The organism is Pararhodobacter sp., assembly GCF_036802785.1.
Lineage (GTDB): Bacteria > Pseudomonadota > Alphaproteobacteria > Rhodobacterales > Rhodobacteraceae > Pararhodobacter.
Genome location: NZ_DAIRVN010000016.1, coordinates 1 through 22,836, shown reverse-complemented (window position 1 = coordinate 22,836; position 22,836 = coordinate 1). Strand labels below are relative to the sequence as shown.

Genomic DNA, 22,836 nt, shown 5'->3' with positions numbered 1-22,836 from the left:
GCAATCGCTGCTTCATCTGTTCAAAAATATCCTCGGGGGGAGGCCGCAGGCCGTGGGGGGCAGACAGCCCCCCGTCCCGCAGCGGCCATCCGCGCAGACATTCACCCTTCAGGCTAGCATGAAAAGCGCGCGCTTTGCCCGCTAACCGGCGGCGTCACCCGGTGCCCCGGCAAGAAGCCGCGCAATTTCGTCAGGATCGTATCCCAGCCCCGCCAGTATCGCCGCGCCGTCGCGGTTCAGCGTGGGCGGCGGAAGGTCTGCGCGCTGTCCGGCCCCGGCAAAGCGCACCGGCTGCGGCACCGAGCGCACGCGCCCTGCCAGCCCGTCGCTGGGCGCAAAGAAGCCCTGCGTCGCCAGATGCGGGTCGTCCAGAACCGCGTCGAACTCCGGCACCGCCGCATGCGGAATATCGGTGGCGGCGAGCGCCGTGGCCCATTCAGCCGTCGTGCGCTGCGGCAGGGCCTCTGCCAGAAGGGCATAGAGCGATGCCGCGCGCCGGTTACGCTCACCCGCATCGGCGAACCATGCCTCGCTGACCACCGCCTCGCGCCCGATCATGGCCAGCATCACCGCCCAGTGCTGGCGGGTATAGGGCATGACGGCCAGCCAGCCATCCGCCGTGGCATAGGGCCGCCGGTGCGGGGTCAGCACGCGGGCGTAGCCGGGCGCCGCGCTGGCATCGAAGGTCGCGGCATCCAGATGTTCGTTCATCAGAAAGGCGGCGAGGGTCTCGAACATCGGCACCTCGATCGCCACGCCTTTGCCCGTTGTCTGACGATGGATCACGGCGGCAAGCACCGCATGGACCACATGCAGCGCGCCGATCTTGTCGGCCATGATCGAGGGCACATAGGCCGGAACCCCGCTGACCCGCCCCGCAAGCCCGGCCAGCCCGGCGGCGGCCTGAATGATGTCATCATAGGCCGCCCGCCCGCCATAGGGGCCGTCAGTGCCAAAGCCGGTCGCCGCGCAGTGGATCAGGCGCGGATAACGCGCGCAGAGCGTGTCTGCGTCCAGTCCCAGCCGCGCCGCCGCTTTCGGGCGCATGTTGATCAGCACGATATCCGCCCCCGCCAGTAACCGCTCAAGCGCGGCGCGGCAGTCCGGGCGCTTGAGGTCCAGCGCGAGGCTGCGCTTGTTGCGGTTGTTATTGGCGAAAAGCGCGCCCATCCCGTCCGGCCCCGGCGTGCCCGAGGCGCGCGCCAGATCGCCCTCGGGCGGCTCCACCTTGATCACCTCGGCGCCCAGATCGGCCATGGTCTGGCTGGCCATCGGCCCCATGACAATGCTTGTCGTATCCACCACCCGCAGGCCGTTGAGAAGCGTATGCATGTCAGCCCCTTACTGGATCAGCGACGGCAGCCACAGGATGATCCCCGGCACCGCGACCAGCAGCACCACGATCCCGATATCAGCCACCAGAAACCACGCCACACCGCGGAAAATCTTGCCCAGCGGCGCCAGATCACCGACCACACCCTTGATGACATAGACATTCAGCCCTACCGGCGGCGTGATCATGCCGATTTCCAGAAACTTGATCAGCAGCACCCCGAACCAGACCAGATCAAGGCCCGCTGTGTTGATGATCGGCAGCAGGATCGGCAGGGTCAGCAGCATGGCGCCCATCGGCTCCAGAAACATACCCAGCAGCAGATACAGCAGCGCGATGCCGAGGATCAGCAGCACCGGGTTTGTCGCCACTGCCGATATCGTCGCGGCAAGCGTGTCTCCGGCCCCCGAATAGGCCAGAAACCGCGTCAGCATCGAGGCGCCGATGGCGATGATGAACAGCGCGGCAGAGCTGGTGAGCGCCTCCAGCACCGAGGCCCGAAGCCCCGCGATGCTGAGCGAGCGTTTGGCCAGCGCGATGGTCAGCGCCATGGCCGAGCCGACGGCGCCTGCCTCGGTCGGCGTGAAGATCCCGGCGAAGAGGCCGCCGAAAATGCCCAGCACCATCAGCATCACCGGCCAGATCTCCAGCACCGCCGCGACCTGCTCCTGCCGGGTGAAGCGGCGGCTGTCGGCGGGTGCCAGTGCCGGGTTCAGCCATGCGCGCAGGATGATGACCGCGCAATAGCCCGCCAGCGTCAGCAGCCCCGCACCCACGCCGCCAAGGAACAACTGTGACACGGGAACCTGCGCGATGATGCCATAGAGGATCATCAGGATCGACGGCGGGATCAGCGCGCCTATGGTGCCCGCCGCCGCGACGGTGCCGGTGGCAAGGCTGATATCATAGCGCTGCCGGACCATCTCGGGCACCGCGATCTTGCCCATCGCCGCCGAGCAGGCCACCGAAGAGCCGGTGACCGAGGCAAAGGCCGAGGCCCCGAAGACGCTCGCCACCGCCAGCCCGCCCGGCAACCACGACAAGAACACCCGCGCCGCCCGGAACAGACCCGATGTCAGGTCGGCGTGGTAACAGACAAAGCCCATGAACAGGAACATGGGGATGGAGCTGAGCTGCCATGAAGCCGCGAAGCCCCAGGGCACAACCCCCAGCGCGCCCCATGCCGCCCGCTCACCCGCCAGCAGCCAGATACCGCCGAACGACACGCCGATCAGCGATGCGCCGATGGGCACGCGCAGGGCGATCAGCGCCAGCAACAGGGCCAGCCCCGAAAATCCGATGGATACATCGCTCATGATTCAGAACTTCCGGTCAACGTCAAAATCCTGCCCCCGCCGCAGATAGCGGGCCAGCTTGAAGGCAAGGGCCGCCAGCATCAGTGCGCAGCCCAGCGGCATCAGGTAATAGGCGGGCCATGTGTCGATGCGGATGCCCTGTTCGATGATGAAGGTGCCGACACGCTGCTTCACCTGCGCCTCCTGCAGCGCGCGCCATGCCAGCGCCGAGAAGATCAGCACCGACACCACCGTGCCGAAGGCCGCGAGTATCCGCCCGCCGCGCCGCGGCAGAAGCTGGGCGAAAAGATCGACCGCGATATGCTCGCTGCGCCGTTCGGCGAAGGCCAGCGGTATGAAGACAATCGCCACCATGTAGTAATTCGCGACGATGGCCACGGTCCCGGGCAGGGGGCTTCCGAAGAAGGATTTGGCGATCACATGCGCCGTGACATGCACCACCATCAGGATCAGGGCCGCCCCCCCGAGAAGGGTGGCGGCGCCGATAATCTTGCCCAACAGCTTTTCCAGCAAGGTCATGCCAATGCCTCCTGCGGGGTCATGCGCTCAGTTCAGGCCGTATTGTGCCGGATCGACCCGGGAAAAGACCTCGTCCCACAAGAGCGCGCCAAACGCTTCCGGGTCCTGTTCCAGCCCGGCAGCCAGTTCGCCCCAGCGGGTGATCAGGTCGCGGATGATGACGATTTTGTCGTCCACCCCCTGCACACCGTAGCTGTCGCTGAACTGGCGCGCGATCACCGCCACATCCTCCTCGACAAAGCGGGCGGAGGCCTCCATCAGCGCCGGGCTGGCCTCTGATATGGCGATGCCGCGCGCCTCGGCGGCGCTCAGGGCCTCCTGGGCTGCGTTGTTGTAGCGGATGGTGATTTCGGCCACGTTATCGGCGGCGGCGCGCAGCAGGAAGGCGCGGTTTTCCACATCCATCTCTGCCCAGGTGTCGCGGTTCATATTCGCCGCACCGGAGCCCGCAAACACGCCGCCCGGTACGCCCACGGTGATATGGCGCGTCACGTCGATCAGCTGAAGATTGGTCAGCTCGGGCGCCGAAATCATGGCGCAGTCCACCACACCCTGGCTCATCGCCTCATAGATCTCATTGCCGGGGATCGACACTTTGATGCCGCCGAAATGCTCGGCCCAGCGGCCCCAGTTTTCGGCACCCGCGCGGAAAGTGCGGCCGCGAAGCTGTTCCACCTCGGTCATCGGTGAGGTGCAGAGCAGCACATAATCGGGGGTCGAGGCGCTGCCCAGATAGACCTGATTTTCCCGCGCAAAGCCGCTCTGGCAATCCGGGCAGTGCAGCATCGCATACTCGCTCAGCGCACCGGCCATCGCCAGCGCAGGCACCGCGCCCGGCGCGCCGATGGTGGCCAACATCGACAGATCGGCGGCAAGGTTCGGTTCGGCGTACTCGGCGGGGTAATAGGGCATCAGGACATAGCCCATATCCGCCACGCCGTCGCGGATACCGGGGGGCGTCTCATTCAGGTTCAGCAGCGACATCTCGAACAGCCGCATCGACATGTCCGAGCCCGCCGCCAGCGCTTCGGCGAAAACCCGCAGCCCGTCATTCACCGGGCCACCGGGCGGAAAGCCCGAAGCATAGCGCAATTGCTGAGCCTGTGCCGCAAAAGGCAGGGCGGTCAGCGCAACGGTGCAGACAAGTGTTTTCAGTTTCTTCATGGTTTTTCCTCCCAGAAAATGGCGGTTCCTCCTCCCGCCGGGTTGCAGTCTTTCGTCTAGCGGCAGGTGAATCCCCCATCGACCGGCAGCGCGATGCCGGTCACGAACGAGGCATCCTCCGATGCCAGCCAGAGCGCGGCCTTGGCCACCTCGTCAGGGCGCACCAGCCTGCCCATCGGCACAAGGGTCATCATCCGCGCCTCGTTCTCGGCGGCCACTTCGGCGCTGACGCCCCGGCCGGTGAACCCGGTTTTCATCGGTGTGTCGGCCAGACCGGGGCAGACCACATTGACCCGCACATTGTCCGGCGCGAAGGTCTGCGCCAGCGATTTGGTCAGCCCCACCACCGCGAATTTGCAGCTGGAATAGACCGGCGCCCACATCGACCCCACCATCCCCGAAACCGAGGCGGTAAAGACAATCGCACCGCCCCCGCGCTTGCGCATATGGCCGATGACCTGTCCGGCGGCGAGAGTGGCCGATTGCAGGTTGAGGGCGACGGCACGTTGCCAGGCGTCGATATCCAGATCCTCGATCCCGCCGGGGCCGGGCGCACCGGCATGCGCCCAGAGCACGTCAATCCCGCCCAGCTTTTCTGCTGCCGCATCGACCGAACCGCGCGCGCCCCCGGCGGTGCTCAGATCGGCCTCAACCGTGACCAGCCTGTCGCCTGCATCAAGCTGGCGGACCAGCGCGGCCAGCCCTGCGGCATCGACATCAACCGCGCAGACGCGCGCGCCCTCGGCAAGGAACAGCTCCACCCCCGCGCGCCCCATGCCAGAGGCCGCTGCGGTCACCATGACCAGTTTGTCTTTCATGCGCATTGGGCGCGCTCCTTATTGTGCGTAGGCATTCGGGAAAGTTCCGTGCGTGCTGATGATTGTCGTGCGGGTTTCAAGGTAGCCGTCCAGCGCCTCCAGCCCGTTTTCGCGGCCCCAGCCGCTGGCGCCGAAACCGCCATAGGGCGTGGACCAGCGGATGAAACGGTAGGTATTGACCCAGACCATCCCCGCCCGGATGCGCGCGGCAACCCGGTGCCCGCGCCCCAGATCGCTTGTCCAGAGGCCAGCGGTAAGGCCGTAGCTGGTGTCATTGGCGATGGCGATGGCCTCATCTTCACCGTCAAAGGGGATAATCGCGGCGACCGGGCCGAATATCTCTTCGCGGGCAATGCGCATGGTGTTGGTGACATCGGCAAAGACCGTCGGCTGCACGAAATACCCCGCCGCCAGTGCGCCGCTTTCAATGCGTGCGCCGCCGGTGACCAGCCTTGCGCCCTCATTGCGGCCGATGCCGATATAGCGCAAAGTCTTGTCCAGTTGCTGCTGGCTCGCCTGCGGGCCCATATGCGTGGCCGGGTCAGCGGGCAGGCCGACGCGTACCTGTGCGGCACGCTCTGTAAAGGCCGCGACCACCCGGTCATAAACCGGGCGCTCAACCAGCACGCGCGAGCCCAACGCGCAGCTTTGGCCGCACAATGTCCAGGCCGAGTTGGTGGCCGCGTTCACGGCCTGATCCATATCGGCATCGGCAAAGATGATATGCGGTGACTTGCCGCCAAGCTCGAATGTGTGGCGCTTCAGGCTGTCGGCACTGCTTCGCAGGATGGCTTTCGCGGTCGCGCCCTCGCCGGTGAAGGCAATCTTGTTCACATCCGGATGCGTGGCCAGCCGCTCCCCTGCACCGCCCGCGCCGTAGCCCGGCACCACATTGACCACCCCGGCGGGAAAGCCCGCCTCTTCGATGATCCGCGCCAGTTCCAGCGCGGTGACCGAGGTCAGCTCGGACGGTTTCAGCACCACGGTGCAGCCCGCCGCCAGCGCCGGGCCAAGCTTCCAGCAGGCGGACATCAGCGGCACATTCCACGGGCAGATCGCGCCGACAACGCCGATGGGCACCCGGCTGGTGAAGGCGTGCACACTGTCATCCACCGGAATGGTGCGGCCATGGTGCTTGTCAGTCAGCGAGGCGAACCAGTGGTAGTATTGCGCATGCATGCCGATATCGGCGCGCGCCTCACGCAGGGCGCGCCCTGAATCGCGCGATTCCAGCGCTGCCAGATGCTCGGTGCGCGTGGCGTAAAGATCGGCGAAGCGGCGCATGAGGGCCGCGCGCTCATGCGCCGGCATCCGGCTCCACGGCCCGTCAAAGGCCTTTCGTGCCGCCGCCACCGCGCGGTCGATATCCGCCTCGCCACCGTAAGCCACGCGCGCCCAGGGCTTGCCCGTCGCGGGTTCGATACTGTCCAGCATCCCGCCGTCCACCGGCGCAACCCAGTCACCGCCGATATACAGCAGGGGGTACTCGGCCAGCGCCGAAGCCACCGCCCCTGCGGCAAATTCCTGTGTCATCCGCTCCTCCTCTTCATTGAGATGAATTCTAACTACACTGCTGTGAACCGATAATGATTTCTGTGATGCAACGGAATTTTTCGGAAATGCCATTAAAACAGGTAATTAAAGGGAAATACCCGGCTGAAACTTTTCCTTTCCCGCATTTGGTGTTTGAATAAATTCATGATCATGACTAATCTTGCTCAGGAAATTCAAAAATGATCGGGAGGGGAATTCATGCTGGTGAAACAGGCCGCCAATGTGCTTGAGCTGCTGGAGTTCTTTGCGCGCACCGGCACCCCGGCCACGCTGGCCGAGATTGCCGATGCGCTGAGCTGGCCGCGCTCCAGCACCTTCAATCTGGTGGGCACGCTGGTGGACCGTGGCTATCTGTATGAGCCGCGGCTGAAGGGGGGGTATTTCCCCAGCCCGAAATGGCTGGCCATGGCGCAGGAGGTCGCGCGGGCAGACCCCTTGCCGGACCGTCTGCGCGATCTGACCGAAACCATCGGGATCGAGACCGGGGAAACCACGGCGATCAGCTCCATCTCCGGCCTGTCGGTGGTGTTCCTTCATGTGCGTGAATCGCGCCAGCCGATCCGCTATTCGGCGGAGGTGGGCACCACCGTGCCGATTCATGCCAGTTCCGCCGGGCGGGCGATTCTGGCGCAGATGACCGCGAAAGAGCGCGATTCGATCTATCGCAAGCTGCAGTTCGAGCGTTGGTCAGACACCACGCCCATGAGCATCCGCAGCATCGAGGATGCGTTGCGCGATGCGCGTCAACGCGGCTGGCATGAAAGCGATTCGGAATATATCCCTGATCTGGCCGGTGTGTCGCTGCCGCTGGCCTACGGCGCGCGCAACCTGTCGCTGGTGGTGGCGGGGCCGGTGTCGCGCTGCCTGTCCCGGCGCCCGCAGATCGCCCAGACCATGCGCCGCGCGATGGAGCGGGAGGGGCTGAACCCCGACCTGCCGCTGCTGGACTAGCAAGCAGGCCCGCCAAAGGCCGGCAATGTCGGAATCGCGACGAAGTTTGCCGCAGTTCCGATACTGCCCGCGCCCGCTGGCCAGCCCGGCTTTGCTAGGCTTCCTGAAAGCAGGAAGGAAAGCATACCGGCCCATGGATCAGGACACACGCCGCTTCATCGAACAGGCGACACTGCTGTTCATCGCCTCGCGCAACGCTGCGGGCGCGCTGGATGTCTCGCCGCGCGGCGGGCTGCCTTCGGTGGTGCGCGTGAACGAAGACGGGCGGCTGTTGCTGCCGGATTACCGGGGCAACCGCAGGCTGGATACCCTTGGCAATGTTCTGGCCCGCCCTGAGGTGGCGCTGATCCTCCTCAACCGGGGGGCGGGGCGTTTTCTGCGCCTGCAGGCGAAGGCTGAGATTTCGCTGGAGCCAAAGGTGCTTGCGGCCTTTCCCGCCGATGAAAACCCGCCCTGTAGCGTGATGGTGCTGACGCCCGGCGCGATGCAATTCGTCGACAGCACCGCGTTTTCCCGCGCGGGTTTCTGGCTTGACCCGCAGGGCCGCAAAGCCCCGCTGGACCTGATGACGATCCTGTCCGATGACTTCCGCCGCCACGCGCAGGCCGGGCGCAAGCCGGTGATGAAGGATGAGGCCGAGGAAGCGCTGCTGCAAAGCGCGGGCCTGCGCGAACATTACACCGCGTCAAGCGAGGCGGTCGCCACCAAGGTCTATGCCAGCGCCGAGGCGGGAACGCAGGCCTTTATCGCCGAGGCGTCGTTCATCGTTCTGGCCCGCGAAGCTGCCGACGGGGCGATCACCATGGACCTGACCGGCGAAGGCCCGCTGCGCGATCTGGCGGCGCGCAACTGGCAGGGCTTTGCGCTTGCCCTGCCACCAGCGCTGCCGCCAGCACTGCCGCAAGCCGATGCGCCCCCGCGTGGTGAATGCGGCCTGCTGGCCATCGCGCCCGGGCGCAGCGAGGCTCTGCGCGTGAATGGCCTTTATGAGGACAGCCTTGATCAGGACAGCACAGGGCAGGGCCGCGCCCTCACCATCGCCCCGCGGGAGATCTATTTTCACTGCTCCGCCGCGCTGTCGCGTTCGCGGATCTGGGCGGAGGCGCGCCAGCAGCCATGGTTCGGCCAGCGCCGTTTCATCTGCACCGCGCGGCAGCAGGAAAGCCCGGATGTGATGAGTTTCCTGCTGCGCCCGCAGGATGAGGCCCCCGTGGGGCGGTTTGAACCCGGCCAGTATGTGACCGTGTCCCTGCCCGGAGACAGCGCGACGCCGCCGCGCAAACGCGCCTATTCCCTCTCCGGCCAGCCCGATGCGCAGACGCTTCAGGTGACGGTGCGCAGGCTGGGCAAGGGCGGGCTTTCAGATGCCCTGCACGAAAAACTTGTGCCGGGGGCGGAAGCGCTGCTGGGCGTGCCCGCCGGGCAATTCGTGCTGAGCCCTGCGCCTGAGCGGCCCGTGATTCTGGTCAGTGCCGGTATCGGCGTCACGCCGCTTTTGCCGATGCTTGAGCGGCTGGCGCAGAGCGCGGGCGCGCCGGTCTGGTTTGTGCATGGCGCGCGCGACAAGGCGCATCACGTCTTTGCCGCGCGCAGCCGGGCGATTGCCGACAGCAGCAAGCGCCCGGTCACGCTGGTGACGGCCTTTTCGCGCGCGGAGGGTGCTGATTCCGGTGACGGTTCAGGTGACAGGCCCGGCCCGCTGAGCGGGCGTCTGGATGCCGCGATGATCGCCGCCCTCGCCCCGGTGGCAGAGGCTGATATCTACCTTTGCGGGCCGGAGGCCTTTATGGAGACACTGCGCGCCGGGCTGACCGGGTTGGGCGCTGACGCCGGGCGCATCAGGACCGAGCGTTTTCTGGATCAGGGTGCGCTGGCGGCGGGCATGGCCGGGCGCGCCGCCGGTCGCCCGGGCGCAGCGGTGACCTTCGCCCGCTCACGCCGGACGCTGAACTGGACCCCCGCCAGCGGCTCCATTCTGGATCTGGCGCTCGCGCATGGTCTGGATATCGCCTATTCCTGCCGGTTGGGCGATTGCCAGACCTGCGTGCAGCGCGTGGTCAGCGGCGCGGCAGAGCATCTGGGTGCAACCGATATCCCGCTTGGCCCCGGTCAGGCAATGCTGTGTCAGGCGGTGCCGCGCGGCGATCTGACCCTTGATTGCTGAGGGAATGCTCATGCCGCGCCCCGGGCCAGTATGCAGTCGGCGCCACGCCCATGGTCTTGCGGAAAGCGGCGGTAAAGGCGCTGGGGCTGTCATACCCCACCCGCCATGCGACCCGCTGAACCGGCGAGCGCGCGCGCAGCATGCGGAGCGCGGCCAGCATCCGGCAGAGCTGGCGCCATTCGGCAAAGCTCATGCCGGTTTCTTGCCGGAACAACCGCTCCAGCGTGCGGTTGCTGGTGCCGATGGTGGCGGCCCAGTCGCTCAGGCTGCGCCGGTCGGCCGGGTCCGCCATGAACGCATCGCAGATGCGCGCCAGACGGCGATCACGGGCCAGGGGAAGGCTGGGTGCCTCGGTGCGCGTGGCGCTGATCTCGCTCAGGATCAGGGCAACCAGATGCGGATAGAGCGCGCGGTCATCGCCGCCGTAATAGATATCCGCCAGCCGGCAGGCCAGCTCCGACAGAAAGGGCGAGACCGGCAGTGGCGCGCTGCCCAATGTCAGCCCGGCGGCAAGTTCGGGGCGCAGATAGATCGAACGGAAGTACGAGGCGGCGCGCGGGCGCACGGCATGCTCAATCCCCCCGGGCAGCCACGCCGCCTGACCCGTCTTCAGCCGCCACTGTTGCGAGGGGGTGATGATATCCGCCGCGCCCGTCACCGCCATGATCAGCTGCGCGCGCTCATGGCGGTGCATGTCAAAAACGCCGCCCGTATCCGCGCAGACATCCTGCGCGACAATCGGGTCCGGCAGGCGCTGCAGCTCCTGAAAGGGATGAAGTGCCTTGCGAAGGGGGGCGGGGGGTGGCGCGGTGGTCATTGTGAACTCCCGGTTCAGGAACAGCGGGTGTCAGGCAAGTGTGCGGCGCTGCGACGCGCGGGTCAAGCACCTGCCATGGCGGGGGCGGGTGCCGGTTCCGGTGGTTCAGCCGCGATTCCCGTTCTGAAGCAATTTGTTCATGAGGGTAACGCATTTGCTCAATTTTCAGGCGAAAAGATCAATTTCTTCCCTGATTTGCATGCATGCTTGACAGCTATTCCTGATCATGACTACGATAGACATGCTCGTGAACAAAAATACACGCAAGGGCCGTGCGACCGCCTTATCAGGCCGTGCCAACCCAGCGTCAGAACCCAGCCTTCAGGCGCCCTGATACGCCCGGCAGCCGCTGCAAACCGCAGGCTGAGCGAACGGTTGCGCGTGCCATTCGCGTGGTGCGGCAACGAACCCCGACAACAGAGAGGTGAACCATGAAAAGACGCTCATTCAACGCATTGATGCTGTCTGGCATCGCGACCGCAGCCCTCAGCCCCTGGCGCGACGGCATGGCCTATGCCCAGACGCCCGAGGGCGGCCTGACCAGCCTGATCCAGCCCGAGCCGCCGATGCTGGTGCTGCCGCTCAACCAGCAGCAACCCACCATCGTTGTCGGCTCCAAGATCTATGAGGGGCTGCTGGACTTCGATTTTGACCTGTCCCCCCGCCCGCAGCTGGCCGAAAGCTGGGAGGTTTCCGAGGACGGGCTGATCTATACCTTCCATCTGGCGCAGGCCGCCAAATGGCATGATGGCGAGCCCTTCACGGCGCATGACGTGGTGTTTTCCTGCGACGTCATGCTCAAGGAGGTGCATCCCCGCGCCCGCGCCAGCTTTGAGCGCTGCGAAAGCATCATCGCGCTGGATGACCATACCGTCCAGTTCACGCTGAATGAGCCCTTCGCGCCCTTCCTGCATGCATTCGAGGCAGGATCGGCCCCGATCTGCCCGCGCCATATCTATGAGGGCACCGATTACCGCAACAATCCTGCCAATGACCATCCCGTCGGCACCGGCCCGTTCATGTTTCAGGAATGGGTGCGCGGCTCGCATATCCATCTGGTCGCCAACCCGGATTACTATGTCGAAGGGCAGCCGGGGCTGACGGAAATCTACTTCCGCGTGGTCCCCGATGCCGCCTCGCGCTCGGTGGCGATGGAGACCGGCGAGGCGCAGCTTTCGTGCTGGAATGACGTTGAGAATTTTGACGTGCAGCGCCTCGCCAGCCTGCCTCATCTGGATTTCACCACCAGGGGTTATGAATTCTTCTCGCCCTTGCTGTGGTATGAAGCCAACCTGCGGCGCGAACCCTTCAACGACCTGCGCTTCCGCAAGGCGATGATGCATCTGCTCGACAAGCAGCTGATCGTGGACCGTATCATGTTCGGGCTGGCCAAACCGGCGACCGGGCCGATCTGCTCGACCACCCCGTTCTTTGAGGTCGATCTGCCGGTCTACGATCACGATATCGAGCGCGCCAATGCCCTGCTCGACGAGATGGGCCTGACGCCGGGCGCGAACGGCACACGGGTGACCATCAACTTCCTTGTCGCGCCTTACGGCGAGATGTGGTCGCGGCTGGCTGAATACTTCCGGCAGGCGATGGCGGCGGGCGGGATCGAGGTCACACTGGTTTCGACCGATATCGCGGGCTGGGGCCAGTCGATTGCCAACTGGGATTATGACGTGTCCACCAACATGCTCTACCAGAACGCCGATCCGGCGCTTGGTGTGGCGCGCAGCTATATCAGCTCGAACATCCGGCAGGGCGTGCTGTTCACAAACACCCAAGGCTATGAGAATGCCGAGGTGGACCGGCTGTTTGCCGAAGCGGCAGTCTCCACCTCGCCCGACGAGCGGCAGGTGCTCTATTCCGAGGCGCAGCGCATTCTGGTGGAGGAGCTTCCGGTGCTGTGGATGACCGAGCAGCAATATGCAACGATCCATGACAGCCGCATCACCGATCTGATCACCGGCGGCACCGGCGTGAACGGGAACTTCGCGCGCGCGCGGTTTGCCTGATGCCTGCACTCGGGCGTCTTGCGGGAAAACTGGCAGGGATCGCGTTTGCGATCCTTGTCATCGCCACGATCAATTTCGTGCTGGTCCATTCAGCGCCGGGCGACCCGGCGCTGGTCATCGCGGGCCAGTCCGGCGCGACGGATGCGCGGTTCATCGAACAGGTCCGGGCTGAATATGGCCTCGATCAGCCCTGGCTGGTGCAATACGCCACCTATCTGGGCAAGGTGGTGCAGCTTGATCTGGGCTATTCGTTCCGGCAGCGCATGCCGGTGAGCGAGCTGATCCTGTCGCGGCTGGGGCCCACGCTGCTGCTGACCTTGTCTGCCTTTTTCCTGTCGCTGATCGGCGGTGTGTTCTTTGGCTCCTACGCCGGGTTGCGGCATGGCACATGGTCGGACCTTGCCATTTCCATGGTCTCGTTGCTGCTCTATGCCACGCCGGTTTTCTGGCTGGGGCTGATGCTGGTTCTGGTGTTCTCGATCCAGCTTGAATGGCTGCCTGCCTTCGGGTTTTCCAACATGCGCGCTTCGGGCTATGGCACCGTGCAATACACGCTCGATGTGCTGCGCCACCTGATCCTGCCCGCCATCACGCTGTCGGCGATTTATATGGCGGTTTACACGCGGCTGATGCGTTCCTCGCTGATCGACGTGTCGCATGAGGACCATGTGCGCACCGCCCGCGCCAAGGGCCTGACCGAAGGCCGCATCCTGCGCGGGCATATGCTGCGCAATGCGGCGGTGCCGGTGGTGACCTTCGCGGGGCTTCAGGCCGGGGCGCTGATCGGCGGGGCCGTGGTGGTGGAGACGGTGTTTTCATGGCCGGGGCTGGGCCGCCTGACCTTCGATTCCGTCACCTCGCGCGATTACCCGGTTCTGCTGGGTCTGTTTCTGGTGATGTCGGTGCTGGTGATCGCGGTCAACCTGCTGACGGACCTTCTGCACCGGATCATCGACCCCCGTGTCGGTGCAAGATAGGAGCGCTTTCATGAATGACTTCACACGCAGCTTTCTGGGCCGCCCGGCCGGGGTTGTCGGCCTTGCGCTTCTGGGCCTTGTCTGCCTGATGGCGGTGCTTGCACCGCTGGTCTATCCCGTATCGCCCTGGGCGATGGTGGGCATACCCTTCAGCAGCCCCGGCGAGAACGGGATGCTGCTGGGCAGCGACACGATGGGGCGCGATGTTGCGGCAGGGATCATGCATGGCGCGCGCGTGTCCATCCTGATCGGTGTGGCCTCGACCCTGACGGCGCTGTTCATCGGCGTGATCCTTGGCTGTCTCGCGGGTTATGCCGGGGGGCTGACTGATCTGGCCATCGTGCGCTTCACCGAGATATTCCAGACCATCCCCAATTTCGTGCTGGCGATCCTGCTGGTGGCAATCCTGACGCCGTCGATCACCACGATCATTCTGGCTATCGGGCTGGTCAGCTGGCCGCCACTGGCCCGGCTGACGCGCGCGCAGGTCCGCACCGTCGCGCAGCGCGAATTCGTGCAGGCGGCGCGCTGTCAGGGGCAGTCCACGCTGTCGGTGGTGCTGCGCCATGTGCTGCCGAACGCGGTATCGCCGATCATCGTGATGGGCGCGCTGACCGTGGCAGCCGCCATCCTGATCGAGGCGGCGCTGTCCTTCATGGGGCTGGGCGACCCCAATTTCATGTCCTGGGGCTATATGATCGGCTCAGGGCGCACGGTCATCCGGCAGGCCTGGTGGATGAGCGTGTTCCCCGGCCTTGCCATCCTGCTGACGGTGGTGGGCATCAACCTTGTCGGCGAAGCGCTCAGAGACGCCCTCAACCCAAGGATCTCGCGCGCATGAGTGTTGCCCTTCTCACCATCTCGGACCTTGTGCTGGCCCTTCCTGAGGGGGCGGACCGTGCCCATGCGGTTGACGGTATCTCGTTCACGGTCGCGCCCAATCAGGTTGTCTGCCTTGTCGGTGAAAGCGGCTCTGGCAAATCGCTGACCGCAAGCGCCATTCTGGGCCTGTTGCCTCCCAAGATCAGGGCGCGTTCCGGCAGCGTGACCTTTGACGGGCGCGATATTCTGAAGCTGTCGGCGGCAGAGCTGCGCCGCCTGCGCGGCGGTGACATCGCCATGATCTTTCAGGAGCCGCTGACTGCCCTGAACCCGCTGGCCCGCGTCGGCCATCAGGTGGCCGAGGCGATCCGCGTTCACAACCCCGCGCTGGATGAGGCGGCGGTCGATGCCCGCGTGCAGGAGCTGTTCGCGCAGGTCAACCTGCCAGACCCGATGGTGCTGGCGCGCGCCTATCCGTTCCAGCTTTCCGGCGGGCAGCGCCAGCGGGTGATGATCGCCATGGCCCTGTCCAACGACCCGCGCCTGCTGATCGCCGATGAGCCGACGACGGCGCTGGATGTCACCACCCAGCGCCAGATTCTGGACCTGATCCGCAAATTGCAGATCGAGCGTGGGATGGGGGTGCTGTTCATCACCCATGACATCGGCGTTGTCGCCGATATCGCCGATCATGTGGTTGTCCTGCGCCATGGCCGCGTGGTGGAGCAGGGGCCAGCTGACGCGGTGCTCAACACCCCGTCAGACCCCTACACCCGCGAATTGCTGGAGGCCGTGCCGGGGCGCGGCGCGCTGCGCGACGCCGACAGCCAGCGCCCGCCGATCCTTGAAATCCGCGGCCTGAACAAGGTGTTCACAACAAGGCAGGGCTATTTCGCGCCGCCGCGCCGGGTGCTGGCCGGGGATGACATCACCCTGACGCTCAGCCGTGGCGACACGCTTGCGGTGGTCGGTGAAAGCGGCTCGGGCAAATCGACGCTGGCGAGGATGGTGCTGCGCCTGATCGAGCCTGACAACGGCGAGATCCTGTTTGACGGCACCCCGGTGCGCGCCATGGGCCGCGAGGCTTTGCGCCAGTTCCGCCGCAAGGCCCAGATCGTGTTTCAGGACCCCTACGCCTCGCTCGACCCGCGTCTGAAGGTGGGTGAAAGCATCATGCGCGGCCCGCTCTCGTTTGGGTCATCGCGCAGGCAGGCCGAAGCCATCGCGCGCAGGTGGCTGGACCGGGTGGGCCTTGGCGCCCAGTCGCTTGACCGCTTTCCGCATGAGTTTTCGGGCGGGCAGCGCCAGCGCATCTGCATCGCGCGCGCACTGGCGCTGGACCCGGAGCTGCTGATCGCGGATGAGGCGGTATCGGCACTGGATGTCTCGGTGCAGGCGCAGGTGCTGGCCCTGCTGGCCGAGCTGAAAGCCGAGATGGGGTTGTCGATGCTGTTCATCACCCATGACCTGCGCGTCGCCCGCGAGATTGCCGACCGTATCGTGGTCATGCAGAACGGCGCGGTGGTGGAGAACGCCCCCGCCGCCGCGCTTTTTGATGCGCCGCGCGCCGCCTATACCCGCCGCCTGCTGGATGCCGTACCGGGCCGCGCCTTCTTTGCCGCGCAGGCCGAGCGCGTGGCGGTGACCCCTTCCTGAAAGTTCCTGGAGAATAGAATGACTGACGAGCTTTGGTCCTGGACAGCCTCTGAGCTGGCCATGGCAATCCGTTCAGGGCGTATCAGCTCTGTTGCCGCGACAACCAGCGCGCTTGCGCGGATGGAGGCCGTGAACCCCGCCATCAACGCCGTGGTGGACCCGCTGCCCGATGACGCGCTGGAAGCCGCGCATGCCGCCGACAAGGCACTGTCGCAAGGGGTGCAGCCGGGTCCGCTGCATGGCGTTCCCGTCACCGTGAAGATCAACGTCGATTATGCCGGACGGGCCACCACGAACGGGGTACGGGCCTATGCCAATCTGATCGCGCCTGAAGATGGCTCTGTCGTGCGCAATCTGCGCGGGGCGGGGGCGGTGATGATCGGACGTACCAACACGCCCTGCTATTCCATGCGCTGGTTCACCGAGAATGCGCTGCATGGCGCCACGCTCAACCCCCATGACCCGGCGATCACGCCGGGCGGCTCGTCAGGTGGTGCCGGGGCGGCAACGGCGGCGGGGATCGGTGCCATCGGGCATGGCAATGATATCGGCGGCTCGGTGCGCTATCCGGCCTATTGCTGCGGGCTGTTCGGCCTGCGCCCCACATCGGGGCTGCTGCCCGCCTATAACCCCAGCCAGATGGCCGAGCGGATGATCGCCTCGCAGATGATGGCTGTGCAGGGGCCGCTTGCGCGCTCGGTGCAGGATATCCGGCTGGCGATGGCGGCACTTTCCGCGCCTGACCCGCGCGACATCTGGCAGGTGCCGATGCCGCCGTCGGATGCCAGCTTCCGGCCCTGCCGTGTCGCCCTCATGGCCACGCCCCCTGATTGCGACAGCGACCCCGAGGTGATCGCCGCCATCCACGAGGCCGCCGCCATCCTGACAACCGCCGGTTACAGCGTCGAAGAGGTGCCGACCCCCTCGATCGAAGAGGCGGCAGACCTGTGGCGCCTGATCATGGTCAATGAAATGCGCGTCGGTCTGGGGCGGCTGATCGCTGAGAACGGCGATCCTGAGATACAGTATGCCTATGCCGCGATTGAACAGGGCGTCCCTGATCTGGACCGCGACGGCTTTCTGAAAGCACTGGCGCAGCGCAGCCGCTTGCTGCGCGACTGGCAGCTTCTCTTTGCCTCGCACCCGCTGGTGCTGACCGCCGTCGCGTGGAAAAAGCCCTATCCCGTGGGCCATGACCAGACAAACGCGGCGCAGTTCGACAGCTATTACCGCGAGGTCGGGCCAACGACGATGGCGCCGATTCTGGGGTTGCCCGGCATCTCGGTGCCGGTCCGCTCAGGGCCGGGCCTGCCGCTGGGGGTGCAACTCCTCTCAGCCCGTTTTGGCGAGAATGCGCTTCTGGCGGCGGCCGAGGTGATCGAGCGCGCGAACGGCCCGCTGCTGCCGGTCACGCCGGGACGCGCCGTGGGATAAGCGTCAGCCTTCCGGGGCAGGGCGCGACAGGTCCAGCCAGCGTTGCGGCGAGAGGCGCGCCAGAAAGGCCGCGTCGTGGCTGACGACCACAAGCGCGCCGTCATAGGCGCGCAGCGCGGCTTCCAGCGATTCGGTCGCGTCAAGGTCCAGATGGTTGGTCGGCTCATCCAGCAGCAACAGCGCGGGCGGGTCATGGCGCCCCAGTGTGCAGGCAAGCCCGGCGCGCAGCCGCTCCCCGCCGCTGAGCGCCGCGACGGGTTGCAGCGCATCCCCGGCGCGGAACCGGAACCGGGCCAGCGCGGCGCGGCACTGGTTCTCATCGGCCTGCGGGTTCAGTTGCAGGAAATTCGCGCGCAGCGGCAGCGCCGGGTCCAGCAGGCTGACATGCTGATCCAGCAGCGCAAAGGGCACTGACAGCGTGACACTGCCCGCAAGCGGCGGCAGGTGCCCGCTGATCAGCGCCAGAAGCGTGGATTTGCCGCAGCCGTTCGGCCCGGTGACGGCGATGCGTTCCGGCCCGGTGAGGCGCAGCGACAGCCCCCGGATCACCGGGCAGGAGGGGTCATGCCCGCCGGTGACATCGCTCAGCCGCAGCACCTGACGGCCCGGCGGCAGAAGCGTGGGGGCAAGGGCCATCTCCAGCGGTTCCAGCACCTCGATGCGGGCGCGCGCCTGCGCCACGGCCTCTTGCGCCAGGTCGCGCCGGGCGTCGCGCAGACGGGTTTGCGCCCCGCCCGAGGCTTCGGCCCGGCCCCTGGCGAAATCCATCAGGATTTTGGGCTGACCGCCCCTGGCCCGCGCCATGCGCCCGGCACCGTCCTTGCGGGCCTTGCGCTCAGCGGCGCGGCGCGCGCGCGCCTCCGTCTGCGCGCGGGTTTTCTCGGCATGGGCCAGATCGTGCCGGGCGGCCTCCAGCTGCACTGCTTTCTGCGCCTCAAAATGGCTGTAGCCGCCGCTGTAGCGCGCGGCACCCTGCGCGGACAGCTCGACAATCGCATCCATCCCCTCAAGCAGTTCCCGGTCATGGCTGACCACGATGGCCCCGCCGCGCCAGCCCGCCAGCAGCGCAATCACCGCCTGCCTTCCCGCGCGGTCAAGGTTGTTGGTGGGCTCATCAAGCAGCAGAAAATCGGGGTCTGACAGGATCAGGGCGGCAAGGGCGGCGCGGGTGCGCTGCCCGCCTGAAAGTGCTGCAAGCGGTGTCCGGGGGGCTGCGTCAAGCCCCGCGCGCAAAAGCGCGGCCTCGATGCGCGCGGGCAATGTCCAGTCGGCGCTGGCCAGCGCATCGGCATCGGCCAGCCCCGCCTGCGCCCGCTCAAGAAGCGGCAGCGCAGCGGAGACCCCGAAAAGCCCGGCGATTGTCTCATCCGGTGCAGCGCCAGGCGTCTGGCGCAACAGGCCAAGGCTGCCCGAGACGCGGACACTGCCTGAGCGCGGCGCGATCCGGCCGCTGATCAGGTTGAGAAGCGTGGTCTTGCCGGTGCCATTGCGCCCGACAAGGCCGGTGCGCTCGGCCCGGAATTGCAGATCAAGACTGGTGAAAAGCGCGGTGCCGTCAGGCGTGGACCAGCTGAGGGCAGAAAGCGTGATGGAGGCAGACATGAGGCAGAACTTCTCGCAGCGGAACCGGAAGGGCGAAGGCGGCGAGGGTCTGGTTCATGGCAGAAAGGCTCCGGCTTGTATGCTGCCGGAAATATAGGCAGGCGGCGGCGGGATGCAAGCGGGTAGGGCGCAGGGCCGCGCCAGGGCATCACAACCCTGTGCTTTTTGCGCATTTTCATTGCCTTGCCCCGGCGATCACGCCACTCAGTGCGTCCCCAACCCATGTGTCTTGCCCCGTGATACGGTTTATCGGCCCTTTCCTGATTGTTGTTCTGGCGCTGACCACGCTTGGCCGGGCGGCTTCGCCCGGCATGGCGCAGGCCAGTTGCGGTGGCGACATGATCGCGGCGGACATCTGCCAGATGCCGGGCCTGCCGGTGCAGCCGGGCAAGCCTGACGCCAAATCCTGCTGCCCTGCGCTGCCCGATGTGCCTGTCCCGGTGCTGAACATCCCGCCTGAAGCGCAGCCCGTCGGCTGGCGCCTGCAGGTGGCGGGGTTGGCGGAAAGCGCCGGTGGCGCCAGCCCGTGGCGCCCGCCGCAAGCCTGAGCGGCACCTGAAAAACCCTTTTCCAACGGTATGCACCGCATACCGCAACCCCCTGTCGTGCGCGCCCGGACGGCCGCACGGATGGAGACATGACATGAGCTATTCTTCCACAAACACCCCTGCCAATGATCAGCCCGCGCGCCTGTTCTTCCCGGCGCTTGGCCCGGTCTATGCCGCGCTGCAACCGCTGGCCGAGACATGGCTGCGCGTCATCTGCGGCATCGCGCTGATGGTCCATGGCTGGCCCAAGCTGATGGACCCGATGGGCGCTGTCGGCATGGTCGAAAGCATCGGCTTTGTGCCCGGCGGGTTCTGGTCCCCGGCGCTGGCGGTGACCGAGTTCTTTGGCGGCCTGCTGCTGGTGCTGGGTCTGCTGACGCGCTTTGCAGCGGCGGGCAGCACCATCATCTTGCTGGTAACCATCTGGTTTCACTGGGTGATGCTTGATCAGGGCTATGGCGGTGCCGAGATTTCGCTGCTCTGGTCGGCGATCACCTTCTGGTTCGTTGCACGGGGCGGTGGCCGTTATTCGCTTGACCGCCTGATCGGGCGTCAGCTCTGACGGCTGGGGCCGGGGCGGTGCCTGCCGCCCCGGCCCGCTTTGACTGGCCGGGCACGGGAATGCCGCGCGCCCTTTGCGCAAAAACCCGCAGGCTCAATGCATTACGCCCGCGCATTTTCCCCCGCAGTTGCGCTAGTCTTGCGCCAACCCCGGAGGGAGCCGCCATGACCGCCTGCTATCGCCATAACACACTGCCCCGCCACGGCCAGCCGCTGGACCCGCGCGATGGCGAAACCCTCAGCCTTTCCGCCGCCCGCCGTGTCGCGCGCCTGCTGGCCCTGCGCGGCGGCGATCGCCCGACTCCGCTGCATGCCCTGCCGGGGCTAGCGCGGCAACTGGGTCTGGGCGCGCTGCATCTGAAGGATGAGGGGCAGCGGCTGGGGCTGGGCAGTTTCAAAGCGCTTGGCGGGGCCTATGCACTGATGCTTCTGGTTCAGGCCGAGGCGCGCAGGCAACTGGGCCACGATGTGCCGGATGACGCGCTTTTCTCTGACGCGGTGCGCGCCGTGGCTGCGGGCATGACCTTCGCCTGTGCCACCGATGGCAACCATGGCCGCTCGGTCGCGCAGGGTGCGCAGATGATGGGCGCGCAGGCGGTGATTTTCGTGCATTCCGGCGTCAGCGCCGCGCGCATGGATGCCATCGCGCACTTCGGCGCCAGTGTCGTCCGGGTGAAGGGCAATTATGACGATTCGGTCAGTGAGGCGGCGCGCGTCGCGGCGCTGAAGGGCTGGACGGTGCTGTCTGACACCTCATGGGAAGGGTATGAGGAGATCCCCGCGCTGGTCACTCAGGGCTATACCGCCATCCCGCATGAGGTGCTTGGCGCGCTGACCCAGCCCCCCACGCATGTCTTTCTGCAGGCCGGGGTCGGCGGGTTTGCGGCGGCGGTGGCGGGGCATCTGGCGGTGCTACTGGGCAAGGCACGCCCGCATGTCACCATTGTTGAACCCGCGCGCGCCGCCTGCCTTTTTGAGAGCGCGGAGCAGGGCAGGCCGATGGCCATTGCACCGGGTGAGGCAAGCATCATGGCGATGCTGGAATGCTATGAGCCCTCGCGCATCGCCTTTCGTGTGCTGGAGCGGGTGGCGGATGGCTTCATGACCCTGCCTGAGGAGGCCGCGCCCGAGGTCATGCGCCGTCTGGCTTTTCCCGAAGCCGGTGATCCGCCGGTCGTGGCCGGGGAAAGCGGCGGGGTGGGGCTGGCAGGCCTGATGGCCGTGTTGCAGGACAAGGCGCTGGCGGCGCGCATCGGGCTGGGGCCAGAGGCGCGGGTGCTGGTGATCAATACCGAGGGCGCGACCGATCCGGCGCTTTATGCGCAGATTGTTGGGCAAAGCCCGGAGGCGGTTCTGTCCCACGCCCGGCCCGCATCGCATGGTCTGGAGGCGGCGATGACGACATGGCGCCATGACCTGCACCGCCACCCGGAATTCGGCTTTGAAGAATCCCGCACGGCAGCTTTTGTGGCCGCCACCCTGCGCGGCTTCGGGCTGGAGGTGACGGAGGGGATTGGCGGCACCGGCGTCGTCGGCACGCTGCGGCGGGGCAGTTCCCCCCGCGCCATCGCGCTGCGCGCCGATATGGACGCGCTGCGCATCACCGAGGCGACCGGGCTGCCCCATGCCTCGCACCACACGGGGCTGATGCATGCCTGCGGCCATGACGGGCATACCGCGATGCTGCTGGGGGCTGCGCAGGTTCTGGCCAGCGAGGGGGGCTTTGACGGCACCGTCCGCTTTGTCTTTCAGCCTGCCGAGGAATGGGGCAAAGGCGCGCAGGCCATGCTTGATGACGGGCTGCTGCAACGCTTCCCCTTTGACGAGATCTTCGGGCTGCACAACATGCCCGGCCTTCCTGTCGGCCATCTGGAAACCAGGCCCGGCGCCTTCATGTCTGCCGAGGACAATTTCGAGATCATCCTGCGCGGGCAGGGCGGCCATGCCGCGCGCCCGCAATGGGGGCGCGAGGTGATGGTGCCCGCCTGCGCGCTGGTGCTGGAGCTGCAAAGCGTGGTCTCGCGCCGCCTCAGCCCGGCAGATATCGCCGTGCTCTCGGTGACCGAACTGCTGACCGACGGCACCCGCAACGCGCTGCCGGGCCTTGCGCGGATTCTGGGCGATGCCCGCAGCTTCCGGCCTGAGGTCTCAGCCCTTATCGAGGCCGAAATGCGGCGGATCGCGGCGGGGGTGGCGCAAAGCTATGGGGTGGAAAGCGCGGTGAATTATACCCGCGAATTCGTGCCGCTGGTCAATGACGCGGCGCTTGCCGAGGCGGTGCTGCTCGCAGCCGCACCCGTTTGCGACAGCACGGCGCTGGCCAGCGAACCGATGACCGGCTCGGAAGATTTCGCGCGCTTTCTGGCGCATGTCCCGGGCTGCTTCGCCTTCATCGGCAACGGCAACGATTCAGCGCCGCTGCACAGCCCGGCGTATGATTTCAACGATGCGGCGCTGCTGCATGGCGCAAGGGTGCATGTGGCCATCGCGCGCGCAAGGCTGACGGAAGGGGGCGGGGAAGGGCGGGCCTGATCCACCGGATCTATGGATGCGGACTTTGCTGCCGCTGCTCATGACTGTTA

18 protein-coding genes are annotated in these 22,836 nt (G+C 66.3%); 10 read left to right on the top strand and 8 right to left on the bottom strand.

All coding sequences use genetic code 11. The features are described 5' to 3' along the window. Nucleotides 1-141: 141 nt before the first annotated feature. From V7Q53_RS07940 to V7Q53_RS07915, 6 genes are read right to left on the bottom strand one after another with little or no spacing between them, the layout of a single operon-like run. Entirely contained in the window at nucleotides 142-1,332 is a 1,191-nt protein-coding gene (locus V7Q53_RS07940; protein WP_333827996.1) for a CaiB/BaiF CoA transferase family protein, read from the bottom strand. A gap of 9 nt (nucleotides 1,333-1,341) precedes the next feature. Then, entirely contained in the window at nucleotides 1,342-2,649 is a 1,308-nt protein-coding gene (locus V7Q53_RS07935) for a TRAP transporter large permease (RefSeq protein WP_333827995.1), read from the bottom strand. Between the two features lie 3 nt (nucleotides 2,650-2,652). Beyond that, the gene (locus tag V7Q53_RS07930) at nucleotides 2,653-3,168 is read right to left on the bottom strand and encodes a TRAP transporter small permease (RefSeq protein WP_333827994.1); all 516 of its coding nucleotides are present in this window, start codon (nucleotides 3,166-3,168) and stop codon (nucleotides 2,653-2,655) included. Nucleotides 3,169-3,195: 27 nt separating this feature from the next. Then, the gene (locus V7Q53_RS07925) at nucleotides 3,196-4,332 is read right to left on the bottom strand and encodes a C4-dicarboxylate TRAP transporter substrate-binding protein (RefSeq protein ID WP_333827993.1); all 1,137 of its coding nucleotides are present in this window, start codon (nucleotides 4,330-4,332) and stop codon (nucleotides 3,196-3,198) included. Nucleotides 4,333-4,388: 56 nt separating this feature from the next. Further along, nucleotides 4,389-5,156, bottom strand: a complete 768-nt coding sequence (locus tag V7Q53_RS07920; protein ID WP_333827992.1) for an SDR family NAD(P)-dependent oxidoreductase — start codon at nucleotides 5,154-5,156, stop codon at nucleotides 4,389-4,391. Between the two features lie 12 nt (nucleotides 5,157-5,168). After that, complete coding sequence (locus V7Q53_RS07915) at nucleotides 5,169-6,683, bottom strand: aldehyde dehydrogenase (protein ID WP_333827991.1); 1,515 nt, start codon at nucleotides 6,681-6,683, stop codon at nucleotides 5,169-5,171. Nucleotides 6,684-6,902: 219 nt separating this feature from the next. Here V7Q53_RS07915 and V7Q53_RS07910 point away from each other — a divergent pair, with 219 nt between their 5' ends. Then, the gene (locus V7Q53_RS07910; RefSeq protein WP_333827990.1) at nucleotides 6,903-7,655 is read left to right on the top strand and encodes an IclR family transcriptional regulator; all 753 of its coding nucleotides are present in this window, start codon (nucleotides 6,903-6,905) and stop codon (nucleotides 7,653-7,655) included. Between the two features lie 133 nt (nucleotides 7,656-7,788). After that, nucleotides 7,789-9,819, top strand: a complete 2,031-nt coding sequence (locus V7Q53_RS07905; protein ID WP_333827989.1) for an FAD-binding oxidoreductase — start codon at nucleotides 7,789-7,791, stop codon at nucleotides 9,817-9,819. Here V7Q53_RS07905 and V7Q53_RS07900 read toward each other — a convergent pair. Further along, the gene (locus V7Q53_RS07900; protein ID WP_333827988.1) at nucleotides 9,713-10,636 is read right to left on the bottom strand and encodes a helix-turn-helix transcriptional regulator; all 924 of its coding nucleotides are present in this window, start codon (nucleotides 10,634-10,636) and stop codon (nucleotides 9,713-9,715) included. The genes V7Q53_RS07905 and V7Q53_RS07900 overlap by 107 nt on opposite strands. A gap of 431 nt (nucleotides 10,637-11,067) precedes the next feature. Between V7Q53_RS07900 and V7Q53_RS07895 the strand changes: the two genes are divergently transcribed. From V7Q53_RS07895 to V7Q53_RS07875, 5 genes are read left to right on the top strand one after another with little or no spacing between them, the layout of a single operon-like run. Further along, nucleotides 11,068-12,654 carry an ABC transporter substrate-binding protein gene (locus V7Q53_RS07895; RefSeq protein ID WP_333827987.1) on the top strand — a complete coding sequence of 529 codons (1,587 nt, stop codon included), beginning with the start codon at nucleotides 11,068-11,070 and terminating at the stop codon, nucleotides 12,652-12,654. Then, nucleotides 12,654-13,631 carry an ABC transporter permease gene (locus V7Q53_RS07890; protein ID WP_333827986.1) on the top strand — a complete coding sequence of 326 codons (978 nt, stop codon included), beginning with the start codon at nucleotides 12,654-12,656 and terminating at the stop codon, nucleotides 13,629-13,631. The genes V7Q53_RS07895 and V7Q53_RS07890 overlap by 1 nt, the downstream gene beginning before the upstream one ends. Nucleotides 13,632-13,641: 10 nt before the next feature. Then, nucleotides 13,642-14,472: an ABC transporter permease gene (locus V7Q53_RS07885; protein ID WP_333827985.1), complete on the top strand. Its 831-nt coding sequence runs from the start codon at nucleotides 13,642-13,644 to the stop codon at nucleotides 14,470-14,472. Beyond that, nucleotides 14,469-16,109 (top strand): ABC transporter ATP-binding protein, encoded by a 1,641-nt coding sequence (locus V7Q53_RS07880; protein WP_333827984.1) that lies wholly within the window; start codon nucleotides 14,469-14,471, stop codon nucleotides 16,107-16,109. The genes V7Q53_RS07885 and V7Q53_RS07880 overlap by 4 nt, the downstream gene beginning before the upstream one ends. An 18-nt stretch (nucleotides 16,110-16,127) precedes the next feature. Then, entirely contained in the window at nucleotides 16,128-17,543 is a 1,416-nt protein-coding gene (locus tag V7Q53_RS07875) for an amidase (protein ID WP_333827983.1), read from the top strand. 3 nt (nucleotides 17,544-17,546) lie between these two features. Here V7Q53_RS07875 and V7Q53_RS07870 read toward each other — a convergent pair whose 3' ends face one another. Further along, complete coding sequence (locus V7Q53_RS07870; RefSeq protein ID WP_333827982.1) at nucleotides 17,547-19,145, bottom strand: ABC-F family ATP-binding cassette domain-containing protein; 1,599 nt, start codon at nucleotides 19,143-19,145, stop codon at nucleotides 17,547-17,549. Nucleotides 19,146-19,381: 236 nt separating this feature from the next. Here V7Q53_RS07870 and V7Q53_RS07865 point away from each other — a divergent pair, with 236 nt between their 5' ends. From V7Q53_RS07865 to V7Q53_RS07855, 3 genes are all read left to right on the top strand, one after another. Beyond that, nucleotides 19,382-19,693, top strand: coding sequence for a hypothetical protein (locus V7Q53_RS07865; RefSeq protein ID WP_333827981.1), 312 nt, complete (start codon nucleotides 19,382-19,384; stop codon nucleotides 19,691-19,693). A gap of 94 nt (nucleotides 19,694-19,787) precedes the next feature. Continuing rightward, on the top strand, nucleotides 19,788-20,255 hold the full coding sequence (locus tag V7Q53_RS07860) for a DoxX family protein (RefSeq protein WP_333827980.1): 468 nt from the start codon (nucleotides 19,788-19,790) through the stop codon (nucleotides 20,253-20,255). Between the two features lie 164 nt (nucleotides 20,256-20,419). Then, the gene (locus V7Q53_RS07855; protein ID WP_333827979.1) at nucleotides 20,420-22,786 is read left to right on the top strand and encodes a diaminopropionate ammonia-lyase; all 2,367 of its coding nucleotides are present in this window, start codon (nucleotides 20,420-20,422) and stop codon (nucleotides 22,784-22,786) included. Nucleotides 22,787-22,836 lie beyond the last annotated feature (50 nt).

Excerpts from the sequence above, each read along its gene's own strand:
- V7Q53_RS07870 (WP_333827982.1), bottom strand. The coding sequence starts at position 19,145 with ATGTCTGCCTCCATCACGCTTTCTGCCCTCAGCTGGTCCACGCCTGAC.
- V7Q53_RS07915 (WP_333827991.1), bottom strand. The coding sequence starts at position 6,683 with ATGACACAGGAATTTGCCGCAGGGGCGGTGGCTTCGGCGCTGGCCGAG.
- V7Q53_RS07900 (WP_333827988.1), bottom strand. The coding sequence starts at position 10,636 with ATGACCACCGCGCCACCCCCCGCCCCCCTTCGCAAGGCACTTCATCCC.
- V7Q53_RS07930 (WP_333827994.1), bottom strand. The coding sequence starts at position 3,168 with ATGACCTTGCTGGAAAAGCTGTTGGGCAAGATTATCGGCGCCGCCACC.
- V7Q53_RS07940 (WP_333827996.1), bottom strand. The coding sequence starts at position 1,332 with ATGCATACGCTTCTCAACGGCCTGCGGGTGGTGGATACGACAAGCATT.
- V7Q53_RS07855 (WP_333827979.1), top strand. The coding sequence starts at position 20,420 with ATGACCGCCTGCTATCGCCATAACACACTGCCCCGCCACGGCCAGCCG.
- V7Q53_RS07925 (WP_333827993.1), bottom strand. The coding sequence starts at position 4,332 with ATGAAGAAACTGAAAACACTTGTCTGCACCGTTGCGCTGACCGCCCTG.
- V7Q53_RS07905 (WP_333827989.1), top strand. The coding sequence starts at position 7,789 with ATGGATCAGGACACACGCCGCTTCATCGAACAGGCGACACTGCTGTTC.
- V7Q53_RS07880 (WP_333827984.1), top strand. The coding sequence starts at position 14,469 with ATGAGTGTTGCCCTTCTCACCATCTCGGACCTTGTGCTGGCCCTTCCT.
- V7Q53_RS07895 (WP_333827987.1), top strand. The coding sequence starts at position 11,068 with ATGAAAAGACGCTCATTCAACGCATTGATGCTGTCTGGCATCGCGACC.
- V7Q53_RS07885 (WP_333827985.1), top strand. The coding sequence starts at position 13,642 with ATGAATGACTTCACACGCAGCTTTCTGGGCCGCCCGGCCGGGGTTGTC.
- V7Q53_RS07935 (WP_333827995.1), bottom strand. The coding sequence starts at position 2,649 with ATGAGCGATGTATCCATCGGATTTTCGGGGCTGGCCCTGTTGCTGGCG.
- V7Q53_RS07910 (WP_333827990.1), top strand. The coding sequence starts at position 6,903 with ATGCTGGTGAAACAGGCCGCCAATGTGCTTGAGCTGCTGGAGTTCTTT.
- V7Q53_RS07875 (WP_333827983.1), top strand. The coding sequence starts at position 16,128 with ATGACTGACGAGCTTTGGTCCTGGACAGCCTCTGAGCTGGCCATGGCA.
- V7Q53_RS07890 (WP_333827986.1), top strand. The coding sequence starts at position 12,654 with ATGCCTGCACTCGGGCGTCTTGCGGGAAAACTGGCAGGGATCGCGTTT.
- V7Q53_RS07920 (WP_333827992.1), bottom strand. The coding sequence starts at position 5,156 with ATGCGCATGAAAGACAAACTGGTCATGGTGACCGCAGCGGCCTCTGGC.
- V7Q53_RS07860 (WP_333827980.1), top strand. The coding sequence starts at position 19,788 with ATGAGCTATTCTTCCACAAACACCCCTGCCAATGATCAGCCCGCGCGC.